This window comes from Streptomyces sp. NPDC050439, assembly GCF_040655335.1.
Taxonomy (GTDB): domain Bacteria; phylum Actinomycetota; class Actinomycetes; order Streptomycetales; family Streptomycetaceae; genus Streptomyces.
In genome coordinates this window covers 92,559-111,674 of sequence record NZ_JBFAJT010000013.1, presented here as the reverse complement: position 1 = coordinate 111,674, position 19,116 = coordinate 92,559, and the positions used below count along the sequence as shown (strand labels likewise).

23 protein-coding genes are annotated in these 19,116 nt (G+C 69.5%); 8 read left to right on the top strand and 15 right to left on the bottom strand.

From position 1 onward, the window contains the following. The first annotated feature begins 273 nt into the window (after nucleotides 1-273). The gene (locus AB0I66_RS40020) at nucleotides 274-1,179 is read left to right on the top strand and encodes a helix-turn-helix domain-containing protein (protein WP_363213000.1); all 906 of its coding nucleotides are present in this window, start codon (nucleotides 274-276) and stop codon (nucleotides 1,177-1,179) included. Here the strand turns inward: AB0I66_RS40020 and AB0I66_RS40015 are convergent. Next, nucleotides 1,086-1,916: a class I SAM-dependent methyltransferase gene (locus tag AB0I66_RS40015; protein WP_363212999.1), complete on the bottom strand. Its 831-nt coding sequence runs from the start codon at nucleotides 1,914-1,916 to the stop codon at nucleotides 1,086-1,088. The genes AB0I66_RS40020 and AB0I66_RS40015 overlap by 94 nt on opposite strands. 96 nt (nucleotides 1,917-2,012) lie before the next feature. Here AB0I66_RS40015 and AB0I66_RS40010 point away from each other — a divergent pair, with 96 nt between their 5' ends. Beyond that, nucleotides 2,013-2,681 (top strand): hypothetical protein, encoded by a 669-nt coding sequence (locus tag AB0I66_RS40010; protein WP_363212998.1) that lies wholly within the window; start codon nucleotides 2,013-2,015, stop codon nucleotides 2,679-2,681. A gap of 52 nt (nucleotides 2,682-2,733) precedes the next feature. On the opposite strand, the gene AB0I66_RS40005 is transcribed toward AB0I66_RS40010, so the two are convergent. From AB0I66_RS40005 to AB0I66_RS39985, 5 genes are all read right to left on the bottom strand, one after another. Then, nucleotides 2,734-3,630 carry a hypothetical protein gene (locus AB0I66_RS40005; protein ID WP_363212997.1) on the bottom strand — a complete coding sequence of 299 codons (897 nt, stop codon included), beginning with the start codon at nucleotides 3,628-3,630 and terminating at the stop codon, nucleotides 2,734-2,736. A gap of 127 nt (nucleotides 3,631-3,757) precedes the next feature. Beyond that, nucleotides 3,758-4,729 carry a DUF3500 domain-containing protein gene (locus tag AB0I66_RS40000; RefSeq protein ID WP_363212996.1) on the bottom strand — a complete coding sequence of 324 codons (972 nt, stop codon included), beginning with the start codon at nucleotides 4,727-4,729 and terminating at the stop codon, nucleotides 3,758-3,760. Nucleotides 4,730-4,834: 105 nt separating this feature from the next. Continuing rightward, nucleotides 4,835-5,230, bottom strand: coding sequence for a DUF6086 family protein (locus AB0I66_RS39995; protein ID WP_363212995.1), 396 nt, complete (start codon nucleotides 5,228-5,230; stop codon nucleotides 4,835-4,837). A 40-nt stretch (nucleotides 5,231-5,270) separates the two neighbouring features. Next, complete coding sequence (locus AB0I66_RS39990) at nucleotides 5,271-6,011, bottom strand: peptidoglycan-binding domain-containing protein (RefSeq protein ID WP_363212994.1); 741 nt, start codon at nucleotides 6,009-6,011, stop codon at nucleotides 5,271-5,273. Between the two features lie 138 nt (nucleotides 6,012-6,149). Next, complete coding sequence (locus AB0I66_RS39985; RefSeq protein ID WP_363212993.1) at nucleotides 6,150-6,524, bottom strand: helix-turn-helix domain-containing protein; 375 nt, start codon at nucleotides 6,522-6,524, stop codon at nucleotides 6,150-6,152. A 128-nt stretch (nucleotides 6,525-6,652) separates the two neighbouring features. Here AB0I66_RS39985 and AB0I66_RS39980 point away from each other — a divergent pair, with 128 nt between their 5' ends. Continuing rightward, nucleotides 6,653-7,216, top strand: a complete 564-nt coding sequence (locus tag AB0I66_RS39980) for an STAS domain-containing protein (RefSeq protein WP_363212992.1) — start codon at nucleotides 6,653-6,655, stop codon at nucleotides 7,214-7,216. 233 nt (nucleotides 7,217-7,449) lie between these two features. On the opposite strand, the gene AB0I66_RS39975 is transcribed toward AB0I66_RS39980, so the two are convergent. From AB0I66_RS39975 to AB0I66_RS39955, 5 genes are all read right to left on the bottom strand, one after another. Next, nucleotides 7,450-8,211: an alpha/beta hydrolase gene (locus AB0I66_RS39975; RefSeq protein ID WP_363212991.1), complete on the bottom strand. Its 762-nt coding sequence runs from the start codon at nucleotides 8,209-8,211 to the stop codon at nucleotides 7,450-7,452. A gap of 92 nt (nucleotides 8,212-8,303) precedes the next feature. Further along, the gene (locus AB0I66_RS39970; RefSeq protein WP_363212990.1) at nucleotides 8,304-8,930 is read right to left on the bottom strand and encodes a TetR/AcrR family transcriptional regulator; all 627 of its coding nucleotides are present in this window, start codon (nucleotides 8,928-8,930) and stop codon (nucleotides 8,304-8,306) included. A gap of 85 nt (nucleotides 8,931-9,015) precedes the next feature. Next, nucleotides 9,016-9,555 carry a GNAT family N-acetyltransferase gene (locus tag AB0I66_RS39965; RefSeq protein ID WP_363212989.1) on the bottom strand — a complete coding sequence of 180 codons (540 nt, stop codon included), beginning with the start codon at nucleotides 9,553-9,555 and terminating at the stop codon, nucleotides 9,016-9,018. 104 nt (nucleotides 9,556-9,659) lie between these two features. Beyond that, complete coding sequence (locus AB0I66_RS39960) at nucleotides 9,660-10,595, bottom strand: phospholipase (protein WP_363212988.1); 936 nt, start codon at nucleotides 10,593-10,595, stop codon at nucleotides 9,660-9,662. A 309-nt stretch (nucleotides 10,596-10,904) separates the two neighbouring features. Further along, complete coding sequence (locus tag AB0I66_RS39955; protein ID WP_363212987.1) at nucleotides 10,905-11,102, bottom strand: hypothetical protein; 198 nt, start codon at nucleotides 11,100-11,102, stop codon at nucleotides 10,905-10,907. A 478-nt stretch (nucleotides 11,103-11,580) separates the two neighbouring features. Here AB0I66_RS39955 and AB0I66_RS39950 point away from each other — a divergent pair, with 478 nt between their 5' ends. Together AB0I66_RS39950 and AB0I66_RS39945 are read left to right on the top strand one after the other, a co-directional pair. After that, nucleotides 11,581-12,825: a cytochrome P450 gene (locus tag AB0I66_RS39950; protein WP_363212986.1), complete on the top strand. Its 1,245-nt coding sequence runs from the start codon at nucleotides 11,581-11,583 to the stop codon at nucleotides 12,823-12,825. A 167-nt stretch (nucleotides 12,826-12,992) separates the two neighbouring features. Then, nucleotides 12,993-13,232: a chaplin gene (locus tag AB0I66_RS39945; protein WP_361834940.1), complete on the top strand. Its 240-nt coding sequence runs from the start codon at nucleotides 12,993-12,995 to the stop codon at nucleotides 13,230-13,232. 100 nt (nucleotides 13,233-13,332) lie between these two features. Here AB0I66_RS39945 and AB0I66_RS39940 read toward each other — a convergent pair whose 3' ends face one another. The 3 genes from AB0I66_RS39940 to AB0I66_RS39930 all read right to left on the bottom strand — a co-directional run bounded on the left by AB0I66_RS39940 (nucleotide 13,333) and on the right by AB0I66_RS39930 (nucleotide 16,020). Further along, nucleotides 13,333-13,845, bottom strand: a complete 513-nt coding sequence (locus AB0I66_RS39940; protein ID WP_363212985.1) for a hypothetical protein — start codon at nucleotides 13,843-13,845, stop codon at nucleotides 13,333-13,335. 107 nt (nucleotides 13,846-13,952) lie between these two features. Further along, complete coding sequence (locus AB0I66_RS39935) at nucleotides 13,953-14,849, bottom strand: sucrase ferredoxin (RefSeq protein ID WP_363212984.1); 897 nt, start codon at nucleotides 14,847-14,849, stop codon at nucleotides 13,953-13,955. 10 nt (nucleotides 14,850-14,859) lie between these two features. Then, entirely contained in the window at nucleotides 14,860-16,020 is a 1,161-nt protein-coding gene (locus AB0I66_RS39930; protein WP_363213075.1) for a cupin domain-containing protein, read from the bottom strand. Between the two features lie 113 nt (nucleotides 16,021-16,133). On the opposite strand from AB0I66_RS39930, the gene AB0I66_RS39925 reads away from it, so the two are divergent. Further along, entirely contained in the window at nucleotides 16,134-16,430 is a 297-nt protein-coding gene (locus AB0I66_RS39925; protein WP_363212983.1) for a hypothetical protein, read from the top strand. A gap of 188 nt (nucleotides 16,431-16,618) precedes the next feature. After that, entirely contained in the window at nucleotides 16,619-16,933 is a 315-nt protein-coding gene (locus AB0I66_RS39920) for a hypothetical protein (RefSeq protein ID WP_363212982.1), read from the top strand. A gap of 80 nt (nucleotides 16,934-17,013) precedes the next feature. Here AB0I66_RS39920 and AB0I66_RS39915 read toward each other — a convergent pair whose 3' ends face one another. Then, nucleotides 17,014-18,090: an aldo/keto reductase gene (locus tag AB0I66_RS39915; protein ID WP_363212981.1), complete on the bottom strand. Its 1,077-nt coding sequence runs from the start codon at nucleotides 18,088-18,090 to the stop codon at nucleotides 17,014-17,016. 126 nt (nucleotides 18,091-18,216) lie between these two features. On the opposite strand from AB0I66_RS39915, the gene AB0I66_RS39910 reads away from it, so the two are divergent. Continuing rightward, nucleotides 18,217-19,065, top strand: coding sequence for a helix-turn-helix transcriptional regulator (locus AB0I66_RS39910; RefSeq protein ID WP_363212980.1), 849 nt, complete (start codon nucleotides 18,217-18,219; stop codon nucleotides 19,063-19,065). The last annotated feature ends 51 nt before the right edge of the window (nucleotides 19,066-19,116 follow it).

Below are 19,116 nucleotides of genomic sequence, written 5' to 3'. Positions count from 1 at the left end.
AGGGGGGTTGGACAGCACCGTACTGACCCGTCAGTAATACGGCCATAGATGTGCGCCTGATGGTAGCGGTGATCCGGTCCCTGGGAACGGTCTTCGCCGTGGCGTCGCCGACCACTCAGGAGCACAAAAGATCTAGGAAATCGGGTGCACACGGCTATAGGCTCGCTGGACCTTTCGGCGCCCTGGGCACTTCGCGGGCGCGCCCGAGGGTGGTCTGTCGGCGTCGCGAGGTGGGCCACTTGCCGCACGGACGCCATGGGGGAAGGGTTCGCAGTGAACAACAGAGAGGCCCAGCAGCACCTGCTGCGCCGCAAACGCGAGGCGATAGACCCGGTCGAGCTCGGCTGGCCCCAGCGGGCCGGACGAGGGCGCCGCGCCAAAGGCCTCTCACAGGTCCAGGTCGCGCAGGCCCTGCATGTGTCGGAGCGTACGTACGCCGCTCTCGAACGCGGCACCATCGCCTCCCCCACCCCGGAACTCCTGGACTCCGTGGCACGTGTGCTGCGCCTGGAGGACCGGGAGCGGTCGGCCCTGTACGTCTATGCCCTGGGGCATGAGCCGCCGACCTCCCTGGACCCGACGGCGGGCACACACGTGCCGAGCGCCTGGCAGAAGGCCGTGCGCAAGGTGACCGGACAGCCCTGCTACATCAACGACGTCGCGTGGAACATCCTTGCGGCCAACGACGATTTCATCCGCATGTTCCCGCAGGAACCGGGCAAGCCGCCCCGCCTGCCGGAACACAACCTCATGCGGTGGATGCTGCTGCGCGAGGAAGCACGCGAACACCACCTGGTGGACTGGGAGAAGCGATGGGCCAGACCGGTGGCCGCGAAGCTGCGGACGACGGTGGCCGCACACCCCGGGAACGAAGACCTCCGGCGCCTCGCCCAGGAGGTCGGCGACGACCCGGTCGCGGGGCCGATCTACCACGATCACGACATCGCCTACGTTCAGCCCGACGGGGCCGAACGACCCATGCGGCACGCCGGCTTCACCACCCCGGAGGGCGCCACCGACCTGCGGGACCCCTGCTGCGACCGGCACGCTCCCTCACAGCTGGGCACCGTGACGATGTGCACGGCTCAGCCCGACGCCTCGCCCGGCGCACGGTTCTTCTTCCTCGTCTTCGAGCCGCTGCCGGCCGCGGGCTCCTCCGAGCACCGACGGGCGAGATGAACGGTGAGGTCGGCGGCGACCTCGACCGTCTCGGGCAGGACCCGTGCGATGTGACGCAGAACCTGGCGGCGCTCCGGGGGCGGCAGCATCAAGTAGGCGGAGATGGTGGAGAGTTGGCCGACGTAGTCGCGAGCACTCAGCGTCAGGCGCCTGCGGATCAGGGACTGCCGTACGTCGGTGAACAGCTCGCTGCGCTGAAGCTCCGTACCCGGCCACTGCATGTCCTGCTCCGGAGGCGTCCCGTCCGGGGACGGAATCTCCTCGCTCTCCAGGAACGGCGCTCGCGCCACCCGGACGGCCTCCCTCACGGATGGGTCCGCCACGCGCATCGGCCCGCCGAACGAGGCGAACACGCCGCCCGGCTCCAGGAACGCGGCCACGCGTGACCAGCGCCCCTCCGGTGTCGTCCAGTGCAGGGCTGCTGCCGCGTACACAAGGCCGTACCTGTCGCTTGGTAGCAAGTCCTCGAACGCCGCCTGCTCCGTTCGGACACTTGCCGGGACGTGCTTGCGCAGCTCGGCGAGCATCTCCCCGTCGGGATCGGTCGCGGTGACCGCGACGCCCCGTTGCGCGAACAGCCGGGTCGCCTTGCCTGTCCCGGCGCCGATCTCAAGGGCGGTCCGAACCGGCCGGTCCGCGTACGCCATCACCTTGTCGAACAGCTCCACGGGATACCCCGGCCGAAACCGCTCGTACGTTTCCGCCATCGATCCGAAGCTCAGTGCGCGACCCGACATACGGAGCATCCTGGCACGATTCCATGGGCCACCGGCCCATTCCATGGGTCACCGGCCGCCAACAACACGACAACCACCTCGCCTTAGGGTGTCCCCATGGCCGAAAGTGACGCGAAGACCTTGCCGACAGTGCTGCCCGCCCACGCGATCGAGGTGGGTGACGAGCCGCTGGACCGGCCGGCACGGAACTCGGTGGGCGGCCGACCGTTCCTCGACGAGGCCCAGCCGTGGCCCGAGTGCTTTTGCGGCGAGCGGATGGCCTTGTTCTTCCAGCTCGACATACCCCTGGACGTGGAGCACTTCGGCGGAGATCACCTGCTGGTCTTCCACTGCCGTACGCACAACGACCCGTCCGACCCCCAGCTGTCCGCCGGCCGGCTCGTGCCCCGGTACTGGGATGCCCCGCAGCCGCCCCACCCCAGTCCCTTCTGGCGCGTACTGCTCCAGCGTGCCGCCAAGCCGGTCTCCGAGGCAGAACCCTCGCTTACTGCCCTGCCACTGACACTCAAGGCCTTCGCGGACACACCTGACGCACGGGGGCTCGGATCCCAGACGTTCAAGGTCGGCGGTACGCCGTCCTGGGCGCAGGAACCCGAGCACTACACGTGTGCGTGCGGAGCCGAGCTGGTGTACCTCTGCCAGGTGCCCGAGGGCATGGAATTCGGCGGCGACACGGACGCCCTGTTCCTGGGCAACGAGATCTACCTGCTGGCGTGCCCGGCCCACTGCGACCCGGCCGCGGTCTGGCCGGTCAACCAGAACTGACCCCGACCTCGCCGGGCCACATCGTCGTGGGCCGCCGCCGGTTCCTGGACGGTCAGGCCTTCTGCTTGCCCTGCTTGCCCTGCTTGATGACCTTGCTGGTCATGTCCACCGTGTCGGCGGCCTCGGGGGCCTTCACGGCGACATCGGTGCCGAAGTCACTGAAGTCCATGACCACTTTCGCCTTGACCTTCTCGCCCGAGGACGCCTTCGATGTGCCGCCTCCACCCTCACCCGACATCGAGAGCACCATCTGCTGGCGCCTCGTCAGGCCTTTGCCGTCGATCCACAGGTCCATCGGAAGGGTGTCGCCGAGCTGCTGCCGGAGCATCTTCTGCTGCTCCGGACTGCCCTTGGCCAGCTTCTCCACATCGACGGCGACCCGGTAGTGCGTGGTCTTCACGCCGCCGACCTGCTCCTGGCCGACCTTCTTCACGTCCTTCTCGGACAGCGACTTGCTGTAGGCGAAGGAGTCCGCGGGATCACTGATATTGGTTCCGCCCGAACCGCCCGACCCGCCCGCGGCCTGGACCCGCTTGAGGTCGATCTTCATCCATGTCTTGCCCCCGGGCAGTCCGCCGCTGCCCTTGGGGGGCTTCTGGTACAGGACTTTGTCCACGATCCGCTGCTCGATCCGCTGCCCTTGCTGACCCAGCTCGATGCGGCTTTTCCCATCACCGAAGTCCATCACTCCGGATCCCTCGACGGTTTCGCTGCGGCCGCCCGAACTGGCCGTCGACACCACCTTCACCTGGGCCGAACCCGCTTCCGATGTCTTGCTGTTGGTGGCCTGCACCACCTGCGCCGGGGACTTCGCGCGCTTCTCACCCGCCGATCGCGAGCCCTGATCGCCGTCATCTCCGGTACCGCAGCCCGTCAGAGCGGTGGCCCCCAGCAGACCGGCCGAGCCAAGAAGTGCCAGACGGGAAGCACGGGACGTAACGTTGATCATCGAATCCACCCCTCGATACAGATACTGAGCCTGTGTCAGGTCTGCGCTCAGGTGCCCCATGCATGACACCCCACGCATTCGGTGGATCTTTCTACGCTCCCTGCAGTAGACAGAACGGCCGCTCCGGTCAGGGCCCGTGCTGCTCCGTGTAATGCGCGCGGAGCAGGTCGGCGCCCCAGTCGTGGCGGATGTGCCGCCAGACCGAGTGGGCGTGGTTGCCGTCGTCCTGGGTGTTGTCGTACTCGATGAGGAAGTCCGGGGCCCGCACGCAGTAGTAATGCTGTTCGCCGGGCTCGCGGCCACCGGCCCAGGCGAACGAGAGGGCGTCCAGTCCCTGCGCCACGGTGTCGGACCAGCACTCCCGCGCGTACGCGGCGGGTGCGCGGTCCAGGTAACGGCGCACCAGGCGCTCGAGCATGTCCTGCTGCCCGGTGGTCATGTCGCCGTACGTCAGGCCGGTCGGCAGCCGGTCCGGATCGGCGAAGGGATCATCGCGGGTCAAGATGTCGTCCGGTGGTGCGGCGGCGAACACGGCCTTGCCCCGGCGCCCGTCGTCCAGGTCCGTGACCAGCTGCCGGGCCAGGTCCTCCTCCGGCCCCAGCAGACGGCGGCCCGCCTGCGGGCCGTCCGGGACACGTGCCGGTTCCGAACCGATGAAGTGCGGTGTCACCCGCATCCCGCTCGCAGTGATCAGTACGTGTACGGCGAGATGGTGGCCGTTCATCCGCCAGCCCCAGGGGCCGCCGTCGTCCGGGTCGCCCAACAGGCGCACCCAGTACCGGTCGCCGCCCGTGCCGCCGACCGACGCACGGCGATACCGCTCCACTTCGATCGCCCCGCGCGCCAGCTCCGCCCCCGCGGCGCTGTGCGCCGCGGTCAGCACGGCGTCGACGGCAGCGCGCTGATGGCTGTCCAGGTTCTCGGTGGACAACCCGGGGCGCGAGCCCGGCAGATACGTCCACTTCCGCAGCTCGGGCGCGTCCAGACGGGCAGGCACATCACGCAGCACCCGCACCTGCTCCGGTTCCAGCACACGCAGCAGCTCATGGACGGCCTCCCGCACCTCCGCGGCCGCCGCCTCCCACCGATATACGTCCACCGTTCCTCCTCCCCCACCGCAGGGCGATGTCGTCCCCTGGGGCCCATGATGCGTCATCCGGCCACGCCACGACACCGGATCCCGGCCCGCCGCCTGGCGGTACCGTCAGCGGACCATCGCGGGTTCCACCTGCGCTGCCAGTGTGTCCAGCGCGTCGGCCGCGGCCGAGCAGTCGGCCCCGGCCCCGGGGCCGGGCCTCTCGACCTCGATGCCCGCGCCCCGCGCAAGCGCGAGCGCCGTCGCCACGAACCCTTCGGAGAGCGTGCGGATCACGGGATGGCCGGTGCGGCAATGCCAGTCGACCAGGCCGCGCGCGAACGCTGCGTACGCGACCACATCGACCTCAAGCGTGTCCGGATCGCCCCAGTGCTTGCCTTGGCCGATGCCGGAGGGCAGCCCGAGCTCCGCCTCAAAGACCTCGACATGCCGCAGGAAGAGGCGCCCCGCGCCGTTCGACGGATTCCACAGCGTCTCGTCACCGACATCGAAGTACATGCTCATGGCCGATCCCCCTGTTCAGCAGCCCTCGCCACAGCCTGCCTTACATGGCCGCGGTGATGATGGCGGTGCGGGTGCCGGGGCCGTAGACGCCGAGTGGTTCGGGGATGGCTTGCGCCTGTTGCATGCGTGCGACCGCGGCTGCCACGTCGTGGCTGTAGTAGCCGTCCACGGGGCCGGTGTAGAGGCGGAGTTGCCGCAACTGTTCCTGCAACTGACGTACAGAGGCGCCCTTGTTGCCCACGCGCAGCACGCTGGATGCGCTGTTGGCCAAGGCCTTTGAGTGGTGGGGCGCGGCGTCGGTGACTGCCGGGGACTTCCGGTGCGGGGTCGCTTCGCCGGGCGGGTTGGGTGCGGTGGGTGCTTTGTCGGGCGCGGGTGGTGGCTGGCGGCGGGGAGCCTCGGATTGTTCCGCGGGAGGCGCGGCGTGCGGCTTGACCGGGGCGGTGCCGTGGGGCTGGGCCAGGAGCGCGGCGGTGAGGGTCAGGAGGGCCGCGGACGCGTAGCCGTACGAGAGCGGCGGAATGGTCCGGCGGGTTCTGGGCGCGCCATGACGGGAGGTGTGCGGGCGCAGCTGTCGACGCGTGGCGGCGGCCGCACGATGGCGGCCTTTCCGCACTCTGCCGGGAGGGGACGACGCGCTTGAGGGTGTCGTGTACGTCGGCACGCCCGCCGGACGCGGAACCCCGAACGCCGTATGCGGAAGGCGGTCTGCCGTCCGCGTCAGGTAGGAGGAAAGCGCCGGGTACATGGACGGGTCTGGGACGGTTGCTTCGGAACTCACACGACCGAACGTAGACGTCAGCGCGCCACCGATCCCTCGCTGACGGCCCTGGACAGTGATCCTTAAGGTTGCGTTGACCGCCGTCTCAGGACCGGATAAGCGGAACCCGCGATGTCGCCTGGCCGATCACCGCCCGCGTCACGCGCTGACGCGACGCCGACCCTCACTTCGGCTCTCGCGTCGGCCCTCGGCATCCGGGGACATGGCGCGGCCGGCTTCGTCCCGCAGCAGCAGGGACAGGAGCGACGCCACGGCCAGCCCGGACTCGGCCGGGTGGCGCAGCGCCTCGCCGGGCGCGATCCGGTAGGTGTTGCCGCGTCCTCGCCGGACGCGGGAGAGGTAACCGCCCTGCTCGAGGTCGGAAATGATCTTCTGGACGGCGCGCTCGGTGAGCCGACAGCGCGCGGCGATGTCACGGATGCGGGCGTTGCGGTTGTCGGCGATGGCCGCAAGGACCCGCGCGTGGTTGGTGAGAAACGTCCATCCGGTGTGGGGCTCGGGCACTCCATCCATGGGCCAACTTTAGCGACCGTGCGTACACGTTTTCAAAAACACGTACTCCTTTTCAGGTATTAGTTGACGTGCTTGGCTGGCAGAGGGCAGCCTAAGAACGGCGCTGGGCAAGACGAGAGGGAGAGGCCATGCCGGAGCCTGCACACCCAGAGCAGCCCCCCGGCGGGGAGGCTGCCGAGCACGCATGGGGCACCCGTCCGTTGCTGCCCCGGCTTCAGCTGCCGGCCACGGTCGACACCGTGCCGGGCGGCCCCCGGGTGACCGTGATCGTGCGCGGAGAACTCGACCTGGACACCTGCCAGCAGCTCCGGCCCGATCTGCTCCGTGCCCTGAGTGGTTCGGTCCAAGGCATCGACCTGCATCTGAGGGAAGTGGCGTTCTGCGACTGCTCGGGGACCAACCTCATGCTCGAGCTGCGCCGACTGGCACTGCAGCACGGCAAGTCCGTGACGGTGCTCTCCAGCAGCCCCGCGGTGGACCGGGTGTTCGCCCTGACGGCCATCCGCAATCTCTTCGAGCCGACCGAATCCCCCGACGACAAGCCGTGCGACGGCTTGGACCACGAGTTCGACCACGAGGCGTGCATCCCACCACAACCAGGACCGACACCACCGGAACACCCCGGCGCCGTACAGACACCTAGCCCCACCGCCACAGCAACACCTCCGGCACCTCCGCCGGGCGTCACATGAAGCGGTGACGGGAGCGGTGTGTACCGCCCGGATGTGGGCGGTACGGCACCGGAGCTGATCCTCCGTGATGTCCAGGCTGCCGGTATCGAGGGGGCAGAGGACCGTGATGCCGCCCACGCCAGGTCTCTGTTGATGCTGGAGAACCAAAGCTCTTGTCCGGTGGCGGGGTCCGACTGATCACACCCTGATCGGACCTCGGGCAAGACCGCATCTGCCAGGCCGTGGGTGCACGTTCACCCGACGTCGTCCAGGAACGGGATGATCGCGTCGAGGAAGTGTTCGTTCCGGTCGCCGGCCACCATGTGGCCCGCGCCTGCCACCTCCACGCGCCGTGCACCGGGGACCTGGTCGCAGAACTGCTCGGCGATGTCCTCGCGTACGACATCGCTGACCTGGCCTCGGACAAGCAGGAGCGGCACATTCGCGTTGCGGCCGGCCGACAGGAGACGTTCCGCCATGCCCGGCGGGTCCATCCGGCCCTCGAAGCTGTCCAGCATCCGCGGGTCCCAGTGCCAGATCCACCGATCGCCCTGGCGTCGCAAGTTGTTCTCCAGGCCGGGGCGTGCCACCGAACGCGGGCGCTGTGGCAGATGGGCGCCGACCGCCGCAGCCGCCTCCGCCACGCTGGAAAAGCCCTCGGGGGCGCCGCGCATGAACTCGACGATCCGGCGAAACCCGCGCGGATCAGGGCGGTGGGCGACATCGACGAGCACCAGAGCTCGTACCGCAGCCCTGGGTTCCTCCCCGGCGGCGAGCAGCGCGCTCAGGCCGCCCAACGAGGCACCGACGAGCACCGGCCGACCGCCGATCGCAGCGACCAGCGCCCGTACGTCCTGCGCGAACAGGCCCAGATCGTAGTCACCGTCGGCCGACCATCCGCTGTCCCCGTGCCCCCGCAGATCCGGGGCGATGACCCGCCGGCCCAGCGCGGCCAGTCGAGGACCGGTCCGGGCCCAGGCGTGCCGAGTCTGGCCGCCACCGTGCAGTAGGACCACGGGTGGCCGGGACTCCTCGCCCCACACATCCGCCGCCAGTGCGAGCCCACCGGCGCCCACGAAGGTGCGTGGCCGCGGCCGCGCACCCGCCGTCACCCCGTGCTCCGGCGTCGCAGCGGCTGCAGCAGTTCCTCGCGGCAGGGGTCCGCGGCCGCCGCGGCCAGCGCGACATCCAGTGCGAACACGGCACGCGAGAGGAACCGGTCGTCATCGATGAGGGCGGCCACCCACTGATGCAGCGCGCCCACGCATGCGGCGGCAACCACCGCGGCCAGCGCGTCGATGTCGACCTCCGCGCGCAACACGCCCTGCGCCCGCGCTTCCTCCATCGCGTCACGGAGCCGGGTGAGCGGACTGTGGTCGAGCACCAGACCGCTCGCCTCCCACGCGCGCACCATACGGCGCGAGACCACCGGATCGGCCACGAAGAGCTGCACCGTCGTACGGACGACCACATGCGGGTCGCCGGTCCCCTGTCCCGCCAGGCGGTGCTCCAGCTCTTCCATGAACCCGGCCGCGAGCGCCTCCCAGATCCTCTCGCGCGGCCCGATCAGGTTGTAGACGGTCGCCGGAGCCACCTCCGCGCGCTCGGCGATCCGCTCGACGCTGATCCCCGACTCCGGTCCCTCCCGCAGGAGTTCACGCACGGCCTCCACGATCCGTGAGCGCCGCCGCGCCTTGTGCCGCTCCCGCAGTCCCCCGTCGTTTCCCGGCGCCATGCCGCCCACCCCCACCACTCGACACCACTCGAATTTAGAGATGCCTCTAAATTTAGGGGTGTCTCTCAGGAGCGGGCAAGGACCGTCACATGGGCAGAGAGAACAGACGCACCGGCTCCTCGGGCCAGTACGCTCCCTCGCGCAACGGCGTCACCATCGTCCTCAACGGCATGGTCACCAGGCGGCCTTCGGGCTGCTCGACGAGGACGTCCTTGTCGACCGGACGCCACCCCAGGCGCTGGTACAGCGCTACGAGGGGAGGCCGGCAGAAGAGGAGCGCGTGCTGCGGCCCCAGGGTGCGTGCGTGGTCGAGCGCCGCGGTCACGACGCGTCTGGCCAGCCCCTGGCCCTGCATGTCCGGCGCGACGGCCACACCTCCCACACCCATCACGTCCGTCCGGACGTCACCGACCGCAACCGGCAGCCGCAGCAACCCCGCGTGTGCCACCAGCCGTTCACCGAGCCTGACCCCGAAGTGTTCTTCCTTGGGCAGCCAGGTCAGGCCGGTCTCGGCCACGCCGAAGGGATCGTCCCCGTCGCCGAGGATCTCGCTCTGCTCCGTCTTCGTGTAGCGCGCGAGCCGCACCGTGGTCGGCGCTGTCGGGGATTCGTTGTTCTCAGACATCCCCACATGATGATCTCTGCCCCGAAAACCGTCCAAGGGAAGGCCGTCCAAGGGAAGGCCGTCCCAGGGGTTGCTCGGCCGAGCAACCCCTTGGGCCGTCGCCGTCAGCTGCCGAAGGGGATGTCCTTCGGGGTGGCCATGCGGCGAGTGCCGGGGTGGTCCTTGACGTAGTCCGTGATGTACGAGAGCGATTCCCGCACCCCGCTGTCGTCGGCGCCGCAGCCCTTCGGGCCGGTGACGCCGTCGGGGTAGCACGACATCCGGTTGCCGTAGATCAGGCTGTCCACGGCGGCGCTGCCGTCGGCGGAGTCGAGCAGCGTGGCGGCGCGCTCCCTGTCGCCCTTCCCCACCGTCCAGCCCACGGTCTGCGCGAGGTCTCCGGCATCCCTGGCCTGCCTGCCGGCCTCGAGTTCCTTGCGGATGCCGCCGAACTTCAGCGCCATGTTGAACAGGCCGTTGTCCATCACGCGCTGCTTGCCGGGGACATCGGGCCCGTGCTCGGCGAAGCCGTCCCGGACGTTCGCGTAGTCGCCGCTGTAGCTGACCGCTTCCTTGGGCTTCAGGTCACCGAGGAGGCTCTTCCAACCACTGCCGCCCTCCGTGCCGTAGAAGCCGTAGAGGACCCGGATCCCCTTGCTCTCCAGCTTCTCGCGCGCCATGTCCCGCAGCGCGGCCACAGAGCAGTGGCGCCACTCGGGGTCACTGCTGTCGCACCAGTCGGGGTTCTTCATGTCGAGCCAGACGAAGGAGACGCGCCGCCCGCCCTCGTGCTCCTTCGCCACCTGGTCGAACATGTCCGACATGGTGTCGCCGGCGCTGGTTAGGGTGCCGTCGTGGTCCGCCCACCAGCCCTTGCGCCAGGCCGTGGCGTCGATCTCCAGTGCGTTGGCCCCGTTGGAGAGCGCCGTTGTCACCCCGCCCGTGGTCAGCACCCGGTGGGCGATGGCCCAGGTGGGGCGTTGCTCGGTCGTGTTCGGCGCGGCCTTGGAGGCCTCGTCCTGCGGTGCGGGCTTTGAGGTCTCGTCCTGAGGCGCGGCCATTGCGGCTCCGGTGCCCAGGGCGGCTGCGGAGGCGACCAGGGCCAGCGGGAGCACTGCGGCGCGAAGCCGACGTGATGCGGTGATGAGGACGGGTCCTTTCTGTTCCCCGGGCTGCGTGGTGCGCCAGCCCGTCTGCCGTGCGGTGGCTGCCTTTGCACAGCCGGCGGGCCTGCTGGCCGCGCCCGCAGCACCCTACGCCAAGTTACCCATGAGTAATAGGGGTGACAGGGGGTGACAGCCTGACAGGGGGACGCGCTCCGTACCGCGACAGCGCCAGCACACCGGCACACCGGCAAGAAGCCGAGGCGCTCAGTAAGCCGGGACGAAAAGCGCCACACCCAGCGCCACGACAGCGCACAGCGCTCCCGCCATGGCCAGGAGGATCGCCTGCGCCTGCACGGCATCCGCGTCCTCCCCCTCGCGAGGGGCACGGCTCAGGTCCCACACCGCCTGGATCTGCACGGACAATCCGATGACCACTCCGAGCAGGACGATGGCGTCGGTCATTGCAGTCTCTTTCCTCCGCGCGGCGACGGTCGCGCTCGGCGCGCTCGCAGCTCTCTTCCTCTTCCCTCGCGTGGCGCTCTTCCAGCAGCGCCTCCCAGGTGACCAGGGGGCTCCAGCATGCGCCGTACATTCCGATGATCCACCGGCACCGCGCGCCCTCGGCGGTCAACGCGCCGCAGCCATTCGATCTCTTGCACGACCGCCCCGAAGGACGCCGCCATTCGGCCGCCACGCCGGAGTCACCGGCCCGGGACATCACCGGATCGCCGCGCCATCCACACCACCCGAGCCGGCCGCGACCACCCGAGGTCACCCGCCCCGAAGTGGCCTTCACCCGCCCGCAGATGGACAACTACTGTATCTCCTGCCCGGCCACCATCGAGCAACTCCGCTACGTACCAGCCGAGATGGAGCCTGCCGTCCCCTGCCGCCGACCGCCGCGCACCGCCCTGACCCCCACACCTTGAGGAGCTCCCGCATGGACCCGCACCAGATCCTCGTCCTGGACGCCACCGGCAGCGACCGGCACGCGGAAGACGCCGAGTTACGCTCGCGCGGCCCGGCCGCCCGCGTCGATGTCCTGGGGGTCGAGGCCTGGGCCGTGACGGACCCGGCCCTGCTCAAACAGCTGCTCACCGATCCCCGGGTCTCCAAGGACCCCCGGCAGCACTGGCCGCTCTTCCCCGACAAGGTCCTCGGCACCTGGCCGCTCGCCCTGTGGGTGGCCGTCGACAACATGTTCACCGCCTTCGGCGGCGACCACCGGCGCCTGCGGCGTCTGGTCAGCCCGGCCTTCACCGCGCGCCGCATCGCCGCCCTGCAGCCGCGCATCGAGGCGATATCCCACGCACTGCTCGACGAGTTCGCCACCGTGCCCGCCGGAGAGCCCACCGATCTGCGCGACCGCTTCGCCTATCCGCTTCCCATCCGGGTCATCAGCGAACTCATGGGGCTTCCCGACCACTCCCAGCCGGACTTCCGACGTACCGTCGACGGAGTCTTCGACACCACGCTCAGCCCCGATCAGGCCGCCGACAACACCAAGGAGCTGTACGCGATCCTGGCCGACATGGTCGCGGCCAAGCGTGCCGATCCCGGCGAGGACATGACCTCCGTCCTCATCGCAACCCGGGACGACAGCGAGGACGGCGACGGCTCCGCGCTGACCGAGCAGGAACTCCTCGACACTCTCCTCCTCGTGATCAGCGCGGGCTACGAGACCACCGTCAACCTCCTTGACCAGGCCATCGCGGCGCTGCTCAGCCACCCCGAACAGCTCTCGCTGATCCGCGAGGGCAAGAGCACGTGGACGGACGTCGTCGAGGAGACACTGCGCTATGAGGCGCCCGTCGCACACTTGCCCATGCGGTTCGCGGTCGAGGACATCCCGGTGGCGCAGGGACTCACGATCCGTCAGGGCGAGGCCATCCTCGCCTCCTACGCGGCGGCGGGCCGTCACCCCGACCTGCACGGCCCGAGCGCCGACACCTTCGACCTGACCCGGATCAGCAAGAATCACCTGGCCTTCGGCCATGGCGTCCACGTCTGCCTCGGCGCCGCCCTGGCGCGGATGGAGGCCGAGACCGCGCTGCGGGCGCTGTTCACCCGCTACCCGGATCTCGCCCTGGCCGCCCCCGCGTCCACGCTGCGCCCCGGGGAGTCGTTCATCTCCAACGGCCACCGGGAACTGCCGGTCATCCCGCGCCCCGGCAACGGGAACTGACGAACGATTCAGCCTTGGGTTCGGCATTTGGGGGACTGGGCGTGTCCGGAGTCCGGTCAGGGCGTTGACCAGCGCAGGCGCCCAAGAAGCGGGGTGCTCCGGCCGCGCGATGTCTGTTGAGGCTGGCTTGGCGCCTTTTGCCTGATCGAACCCAAGGAGAAAGAAGTATGTCTGCCATGAAGAAGACGATGAGCGTGGTGCTGGCCACCGGTGGCCTCGTGATGGGCGCTGCTGGTCTGGCATCCGCTGACGCCGGTGCCCAGGGTGCTGCCGTGGGCTCGCCGGGCGTGCTCTCGGGCAACCAGGCTCAGGTCCCGGTCCACATCCCGGTCAACGTGTGCGGCAACACCGTCGACGTCATCGGCCTGCTCAACCCGGCGTTCGGCAACACCTGCGTCAACCGCTGACCAGCCGCGTAACACCGTAAGAGCCCCCGGCTCGACACGGCCCGAGCGAGCGTGCCACCGACCCTCCTTTTCGGTGGCACGCTCGCTTGTTTGTCTGCAGTCAGTTGGGCGGACGCCACAACGGTGCCTGTGACCGGGCTCGTTCCGCGGGCATCTCGCGGACCAGGTGATAGAGGTTCTCGAAATACGCCTGCCACCGTTCGGGATCTGGCAGGGCACTTCGTGCACGCCTGGCCCGTTCCGCCCTCACCAGCGGCTCCATGTGCTCCCATACCGAGAGCACCGATCCTCCCAGGTAGCCGGAGACCGGCTCTATGGCCACCACCCCGTGGGTGACAAGGGCACCGAGGTTGTCGTAATACCAGCCCAGCTCGCGCACCAGGTCACGGCCTTCCTGCGGAAGCCCGTCCAGGCCAAGTGAAAGGTCGTAGGCGGGCAGTTCCTCATGGACGAAGCTCCGTGCTCGTGCCAGCCGCAGGCTGCGATGCTCTCGGAACAAATCCACGATCACGGGCAGTGCGTTGGCGTGCTGCGACAGCCTCAGTTGTCGGAGGGAGACCAGGCCCGACACCCCAAAGGCCAGAAGCGACACCACCAAGGCCGCGATATCCACCAGGAAACCCCCACCGCCGTACCTCGATCTCGTCACCTTGCTACCCCTGAGCCCCCTCACGCCACACCCACCGGCCCAACGGGGGCATGTCGGTGGCAGAAATCGGCTCAGCCGACGCCGATCGACGTGACCTCGTAGACGGCGGCGGAGCTCATGGACAGGCCGCGGCAGGTGAGTTGGCTCGGGGGTGTGCGGTGGGAGTGGACCTCGACGTCGATGGTTGTCGGGTGGGGTGGGCGGCCGGTGAAGCGGATGCGCCAGTGGTTGTCCTCGCGGGCCGTGTCGATTACCTCGTAGTCGTGGCGTCCGGCCGGGCCGAAGCGTTCGAGCACGGCTGAGAGAGCGGCCTGCTGCGGCGGGAAGAGGTCCGTGTAGCCGCGCAGATGCGTCGCGTCGATGCGGTCGGCCAGGTGCTCTTCGATCACCGTCACCGATGAGGCGGCGTCGAGATTGCCGTAGTAGACGCCGTCGGGAGCGACGACGACGTTGGCCGCGAATCTGTCGCCGCCGACGTGAGTGCACTCCCACACCAGGTGCGGCCACCGCTCGGCGAGAGCACCTCCCACCGGGCGGCCGCGCACGGCGCAGCAGGTGTCGTGCTGGCCGTGGGCGCAGACGAGGACGACGGGTGGGCGGCCGAGTTCTCCGGGGGTGTTGAGGGCTTCGGCGATGTCCGACAGGTCCTCGTCGACACTCCATGTGCCCCATCTCTGGCGGTGGGCACCGGAGTTCTCGTGGCGCAGCACGGCCCAGCGTTTCGGGCCGTCGTGGTTACGGCGTCCGGGCCGCCTGATGAGCAGTACGCGTGCCCGTACCGCCTGGGCAGCGGAGAACACGAGTTTCTTGGTGGAGGGGTCGAGGTCGAGGCCGTCGAAACCGTTGGGGGGCCAGCCGCCCCGGTATTCGATGAGGACCCAGACGGAGCCGTACGGTGCTGTGCCCGCGAGTGCGTCGGCGCGTTTTCGCGCGGCGTCAGCGCAGAAGAAGCGTTCTGCCGCTGTCACCGGGGCCACGTCACTGTTCCACGGGCACCAGTACGCCCGCGCGCAGCAGTCTCTCGACGAGATCGACGCCGAGATCGTCGGCGGTGCGGACCTCGCCATCGAGCATGCGGGCCACCGACGGCAGATCGGTTTCCGGGAAGTCCAGCCAGCCCACGCGCGTGGCCAGACGCCGGTCCTCCAGCCGTGCTTCCAGCTCCCCGCGAAGCCTCACCCGTGAGCGGGGTCCAAGGCCTTCGACGGCCTTGAGCTGGGCCAGCGGGCCCAGTGCCGCGGGCCGGCCATGGCCCCGACGGGTGCGGTGGAACAAGGGAGCGGGATCGGCCTTGGTGAGGGCGGCGACGAGGCGTTCGCGGACGACGTCGATCTCGTCGTCCGGCCCGGTCACGCCCAGGGGCAAGGTGCCGCGCATCTGGGGGTCCTCGCGCAGCACCGCCAGTGCGGCCTGGGCGAGCTGTTCGGCCAGGGCGTGACGCGTCCAGCTGTGGATTCCCAGCGTCAGGTGGATCGAGACCTCGCCCTGCGCCTGGGCGGCGTGCAGCCAGCCCCGCGGCAGGTAGAGGACGTCGCCGGGCTCCAGAACGGTGTCGATGCAGGGCTCGCTCTTCGCCGCCTCGGCGACGGCGCTGCGGCGATCGGTCCAGGGCTGATCGCGCAGTGGGTCCGGATGGACGGGCTCGCGGATCAGCCAGCGCTTGGTGCCCTCGATCTGAAGGACGAACACATCGTGTACGTCGTAGTGGTCGTCGAACCCGCGGTTCTGTGGCGGAGTGACGTAGGCGTTGGCCTGCACCGGATGGCCCAGCTCCGTGCTCAGCCGTGCGCTGAAGTCCGCGACCGGCCCCCAGGTGCGCTGCAGCGCTTGCAGGACCAGGGTGGCGCCGTCGGCGAACATGCGCCACAGAGCGGTGTCGTCCAGCTGGTCCCCGATGGTGGCCCCCACACCGGCGGACGAGGTGTAGGACGACTCGGGGAGCGTGGCGCCGTCCTTGGCCACGCGGAGGAAGGGCGTACGCAGCCCGCGACGCGAGGTCAGTTCGTCCACGGCCTCGGCGGAGAAGAGGTCGGAGAAGTCGCTCGCACGGCGGGTGAGCAGCGCTGTGCGCGCCCAGACGTCGCGTGCGAACTCGTCCTGACTCAGGCCGGTCAGCCGTGTCTCCAGGAGCGGCTCCAGGAGCGGCTTCTGGAGTGGCTTGAGGGCGCCGACGCCTGTTGCGGCGTCGGCGCCCTGAAGCTCGGTCGCGGGGATGCTCAAGAGCCGCCGGCTCCGCCGTCGGCACCTCCGTCATGAACGCCCGGCGTGCCCGAGGCGCCACCGTCCGCGGGGCCCTCGGCCCCACCGTCGGCGCCACCGTCGTGGACACCCGGCGTACCCGCCGCACCGCCGTCCGCAGGGCCCTCGGCCCCACCGTCGGCGCCACCGTCGTGGACACCCGGCGTACCCGCCGCACCGCCGTCCGCAGGGCCCTCGGCCCCACCGTCAGCGCCGCCGTCGTGGACGCCCGGCGTGCCCGCCGCACCGCCGTCGGCGGGACCCTCGTTCTGGTTCGGATCCTGCTCGGGGTTGGTCATCGTTCCTCCTGAGAATCGAACGGCTGGGATCGGGCACACCCTCGAGAGCCCTCTCTGCTTTCTTCAAGCAGAGCCCTCTCTGCTTTCACCAAGCTCGCTCACGCAATTCCGGTCGGCAACCTGAAGGAATGGCGGGACGACCGGTTGGCGGGCCTCACGGAGCACCGCACGTAGCACCGACTCGGGGTAATGATGGCCACGTGGCGACAGACAAGAAGCAATACACCGAGGACGGCCATTTCATCGTCATCGAGGGACGACGCTGGCGGGCCACCGACCCTCATCTGCCCGACGACATCGAAACGCGTCTGACGCACCACCTCATGGCGGCCCGCAGGGCTGTCGGCGCCGCAGGCGAGGACGAGGACGCACGGAAAGCGGCCCGAGCCCGCGTGCAGCTCGCCAAGACGGGACTGGGGGAACGCGGCACCGCCTGGTGGGAGCAGACCCCCGCCGAACGGCGTGAGCGCTGGGAGGACTGCCTGCGCCGACTGGAGGCAGACGGCGATTCCTGACGCATGACGAGTCCTGACGCAGGCCACGCGGACGCGCCCCCTCGTTCCTGTCCTGCGCGTATCAGTCGTTCATGTGCGTATCAGTGGCGGCCCTCCACCTTCCGGTCGCCCCGGATCAGCGTGCGGACCCTCTCGCCGGCGAGCAGGTCGTGCGGGAAGCCGAGTGCGATCGCGCTGACCTCGTCGAGACGTTCCAGTTGGGCGGCGGTGAAGTCGACCTCCAGGGCGCCCAGGTTGTCCTCCAGCTGCGCAGGGGTGCGGGCGCCGATGATCGGCGCTGTCACGCCCGGGTTCCGCAGGGTCCAGGCGAGGCCCACCTGGGCCGGTGTGCGGCCCAGGTCCGTGGCGATCTCCTTCACGGCATCCACGATGGCGAGGTTCCGTTCGGTGAGCGCGCCACCCGCGATGGTGAGGTTCTTGCGGGTGCCGTCGCCGGACGCGACATCGGATGGGACGTCGGACGCGGTCAGGTCGGCGCGGCTGTACTTGCCGGCGAGCACTCCGCCGGCCAGCGGTGACCACGGGATCACTCCCAACCCCATCTCGCGTGCCATGGGGATCAGGTCGCGTTCCCCGGTGCGCTCGATCAGGTTGTACTCGATCTGCAACGCGACCAGCGGTGACCAGCCCCGCAGATCGGCGACCGCCTGCATGCGCGACACCTGCCAGGCCGGGGTGTTGGACATGGCCACGTAGAGGACCTTGCCCTGCCGGACCAGGTCGTCCATGCCGCGCAGGATCTCATCGACCTGCGTCGTGACATCCCACAGGTGCAGATAGAGCACGTCGATGTAGTGGGTGTTCAGCTGGCGCAGACTGGATTCCACCGAGGCGAACAGATTCTTGCGGTGACTTCCCCCGGAATTGGGGTCGCCGGGACGGCGCAGCGTCGAGTATTTCGTCGCGAGGACCAGACTTTCGCGGTTGCCGCGGGTGAATTCGCCAAGGAGGCGTTCGGAGCTGCCGTTGGTGTAGGTGTCGGCGGTGTCGATGAAGTTGCCGCCTCGCTCGACGTACAGGTCGAACAGTTTGCGCGCCTCGTCCGGCTCGGCGCCCCAGCCCCACTCGGTCCCGAAGGTGGCCGCGCCGAGGGCCAGCGGCGAGACCCGCAACCCTGAGCGGCCGAGGAGCCGGTAGGTGTCGAGGGTGAGCGACATGGTGTCCTCCTGTGCTGGTGATCGTGCTGGTGATCCGTTACGGACCAGCCTGCGACCGCCGCGAGCCAGGGGTAAGGGTCACAACTTCCTGGGAACAGCGGTCCTACCCTGGCTGTTGGATCGAGCATGACGACCCGCGACATGGACGCGACCCAGGAGCTGGCCGCGTTCCTGCGGACCCGGCGCGAACGCCTCGACCCCGACGATTTCGGCCTGCCCTCGCGTCGGCAGGCGCGTCGGACGCCGGGGCTGCGCCGTGAGGAGGTCGCCGAACTGGCCGGGGTGAGCGTCGACTACGTCGTGCGGCTTGAGCAGGGCCGGGGGCTGCGGCCCTCGGTGGACGTGGTGGAGGCGCTCTCCCGGGCGCTTCGCCTGGCCCCCGACGAACGCGGCTACCTCTTCGACCTGACCCGCCAGCGCCGCCGCGACACCGACAAGCCCGCCACCACTGCCGCGCCGCCGCTGGCCCACCTGGTCGCCGACCTGGCGCCGCTCCCGGCCATGGTGATGAACCACCGCTACGACATCCTGGCCTGGAACGCCGAAATGGCCCGGCTGCTGCTGGACTTCGACACCCTGCCGCCGGCGCGGCGCAATGCGATGTGGCTGTGTCTCTTGCGTCCGGAGATGCGGGAGTTCTACGTCGACCGCGAACGCGTCGTACGGGAGGCAATCGCCCATCTGCGCACCGCGTGGGCCGCGCATCCGCAGGATCAGGTGCTGGCCGACCTCATCGCCGAATGCATGGCTCGCGACGAGGAGTTCGCGCGGTTGTGGGCTCAGCGCGACGTCAAGGTCAACGGCCGTGGACGCAAGGTGATGCGGCATCCCGTCGTCGGCGAGATCGCGGTGCATTTCGAGACGCTGCTGCCGCTCCAGGATCCCGACCAGCAGTTGGTGATTTACCGCCCTGCGGATGAGGAGAGCCGGTTGGCGCTGGAGCGGGTTGCCGGCCTCGGGGCCGGGGAGGGCTGAGGCCTGGGTTGAGACCAGTGCCTCAGCTCGTCCCCTTCCAGCAGCCTCCGC

Coding starts and splice junctions, on each gene's coding strand:
- AB0I66_RS39960 (WP_363212988.1), bottom strand. CDS start 10,595: ATGGCCGCGCCTCAGGACGAGACCTCAAAGCCCGCACCGCAGGACGAG.
- AB0I66_RS39980 (WP_363212992.1), top strand. CDS start 6,653: ATGCCGGAGCCTGCACACCCAGAGCAGCCCCCCGGCGGGGAGGCTGCC.
- AB0I66_RS40015 (WP_363212999.1), bottom strand. CDS start 1,916: ATGTCGGGTCGCGCACTGAGCTTCGGATCGATGGCGGAAACGTACGAG.
- AB0I66_RS40010 (WP_363212998.1), top strand. CDS start 2,013: ATGGCCGAAAGTGACGCGAAGACCTTGCCGACAGTGCTGCCCGCCCAC.
- AB0I66_RS39910 (WP_363212980.1), top strand. CDS start 18,217: ATGACGACCCGCGACATGGACGCGACCCAGGAGCTGGCCGCGTTCCTG.
- AB0I66_RS39950 (WP_363212986.1), top strand. CDS start 11,581: ATGGACCCGCACCAGATCCTCGTCCTGGACGCCACCGGCAGCGACCGG.
- AB0I66_RS39945 (WP_361834940.1), top strand. CDS start 12,993: ATGTCTGCCATGAAGAAGACGATGAGCGTGGTGCTGGCCACCGGTGGC.
- AB0I66_RS39970 (WP_363212990.1), bottom strand. CDS start 8,930: ATGGCGCCGGGAAACGACGGGGGACTGCGGGAGCGGCACAAGGCGCGG.
- AB0I66_RS39925 (WP_363212983.1), top strand. CDS start 16,134: ATGAACGCCCGGCGTGCCCGAGGCGCCACCGTCCGCGGGGCCCTCGGC.
- AB0I66_RS39995 (WP_363212995.1), bottom strand. CDS start 5,230: ATGAGCATGTACTTCGATGTCGGTGACGAGACGCTGTGGAATCCGTCG.
- AB0I66_RS39955 (WP_363212987.1), bottom strand. CDS start 11,102: ATGACCGACGCCATCGTCCTGCTCGGAGTGGTCATCGGATTGTCCGTG.
- AB0I66_RS39915 (WP_363212981.1), bottom strand. CDS start 18,090: ATGTCGCTCACCCTCGACACCTACCGGCTCCTCGGCCGCTCAGGGTTG.
- AB0I66_RS40005 (WP_363212997.1), bottom strand. CDS start 3,630: ATGATCAACGTTACGTCCCGTGCTTCCCGTCTGGCACTTCTTGGCTCG.
- AB0I66_RS39985 (WP_363212993.1), bottom strand. CDS start 6,524: ATGGATGGAGTGCCCGAGCCCCACACCGGATGGACGTTTCTCACCAAC.
- AB0I66_RS39965 (WP_363212989.1), bottom strand. CDS start 9,555: ATGTCTGAGAACAACGAATCCCCGACAGCGCCGACCACGGTGCGGCTC.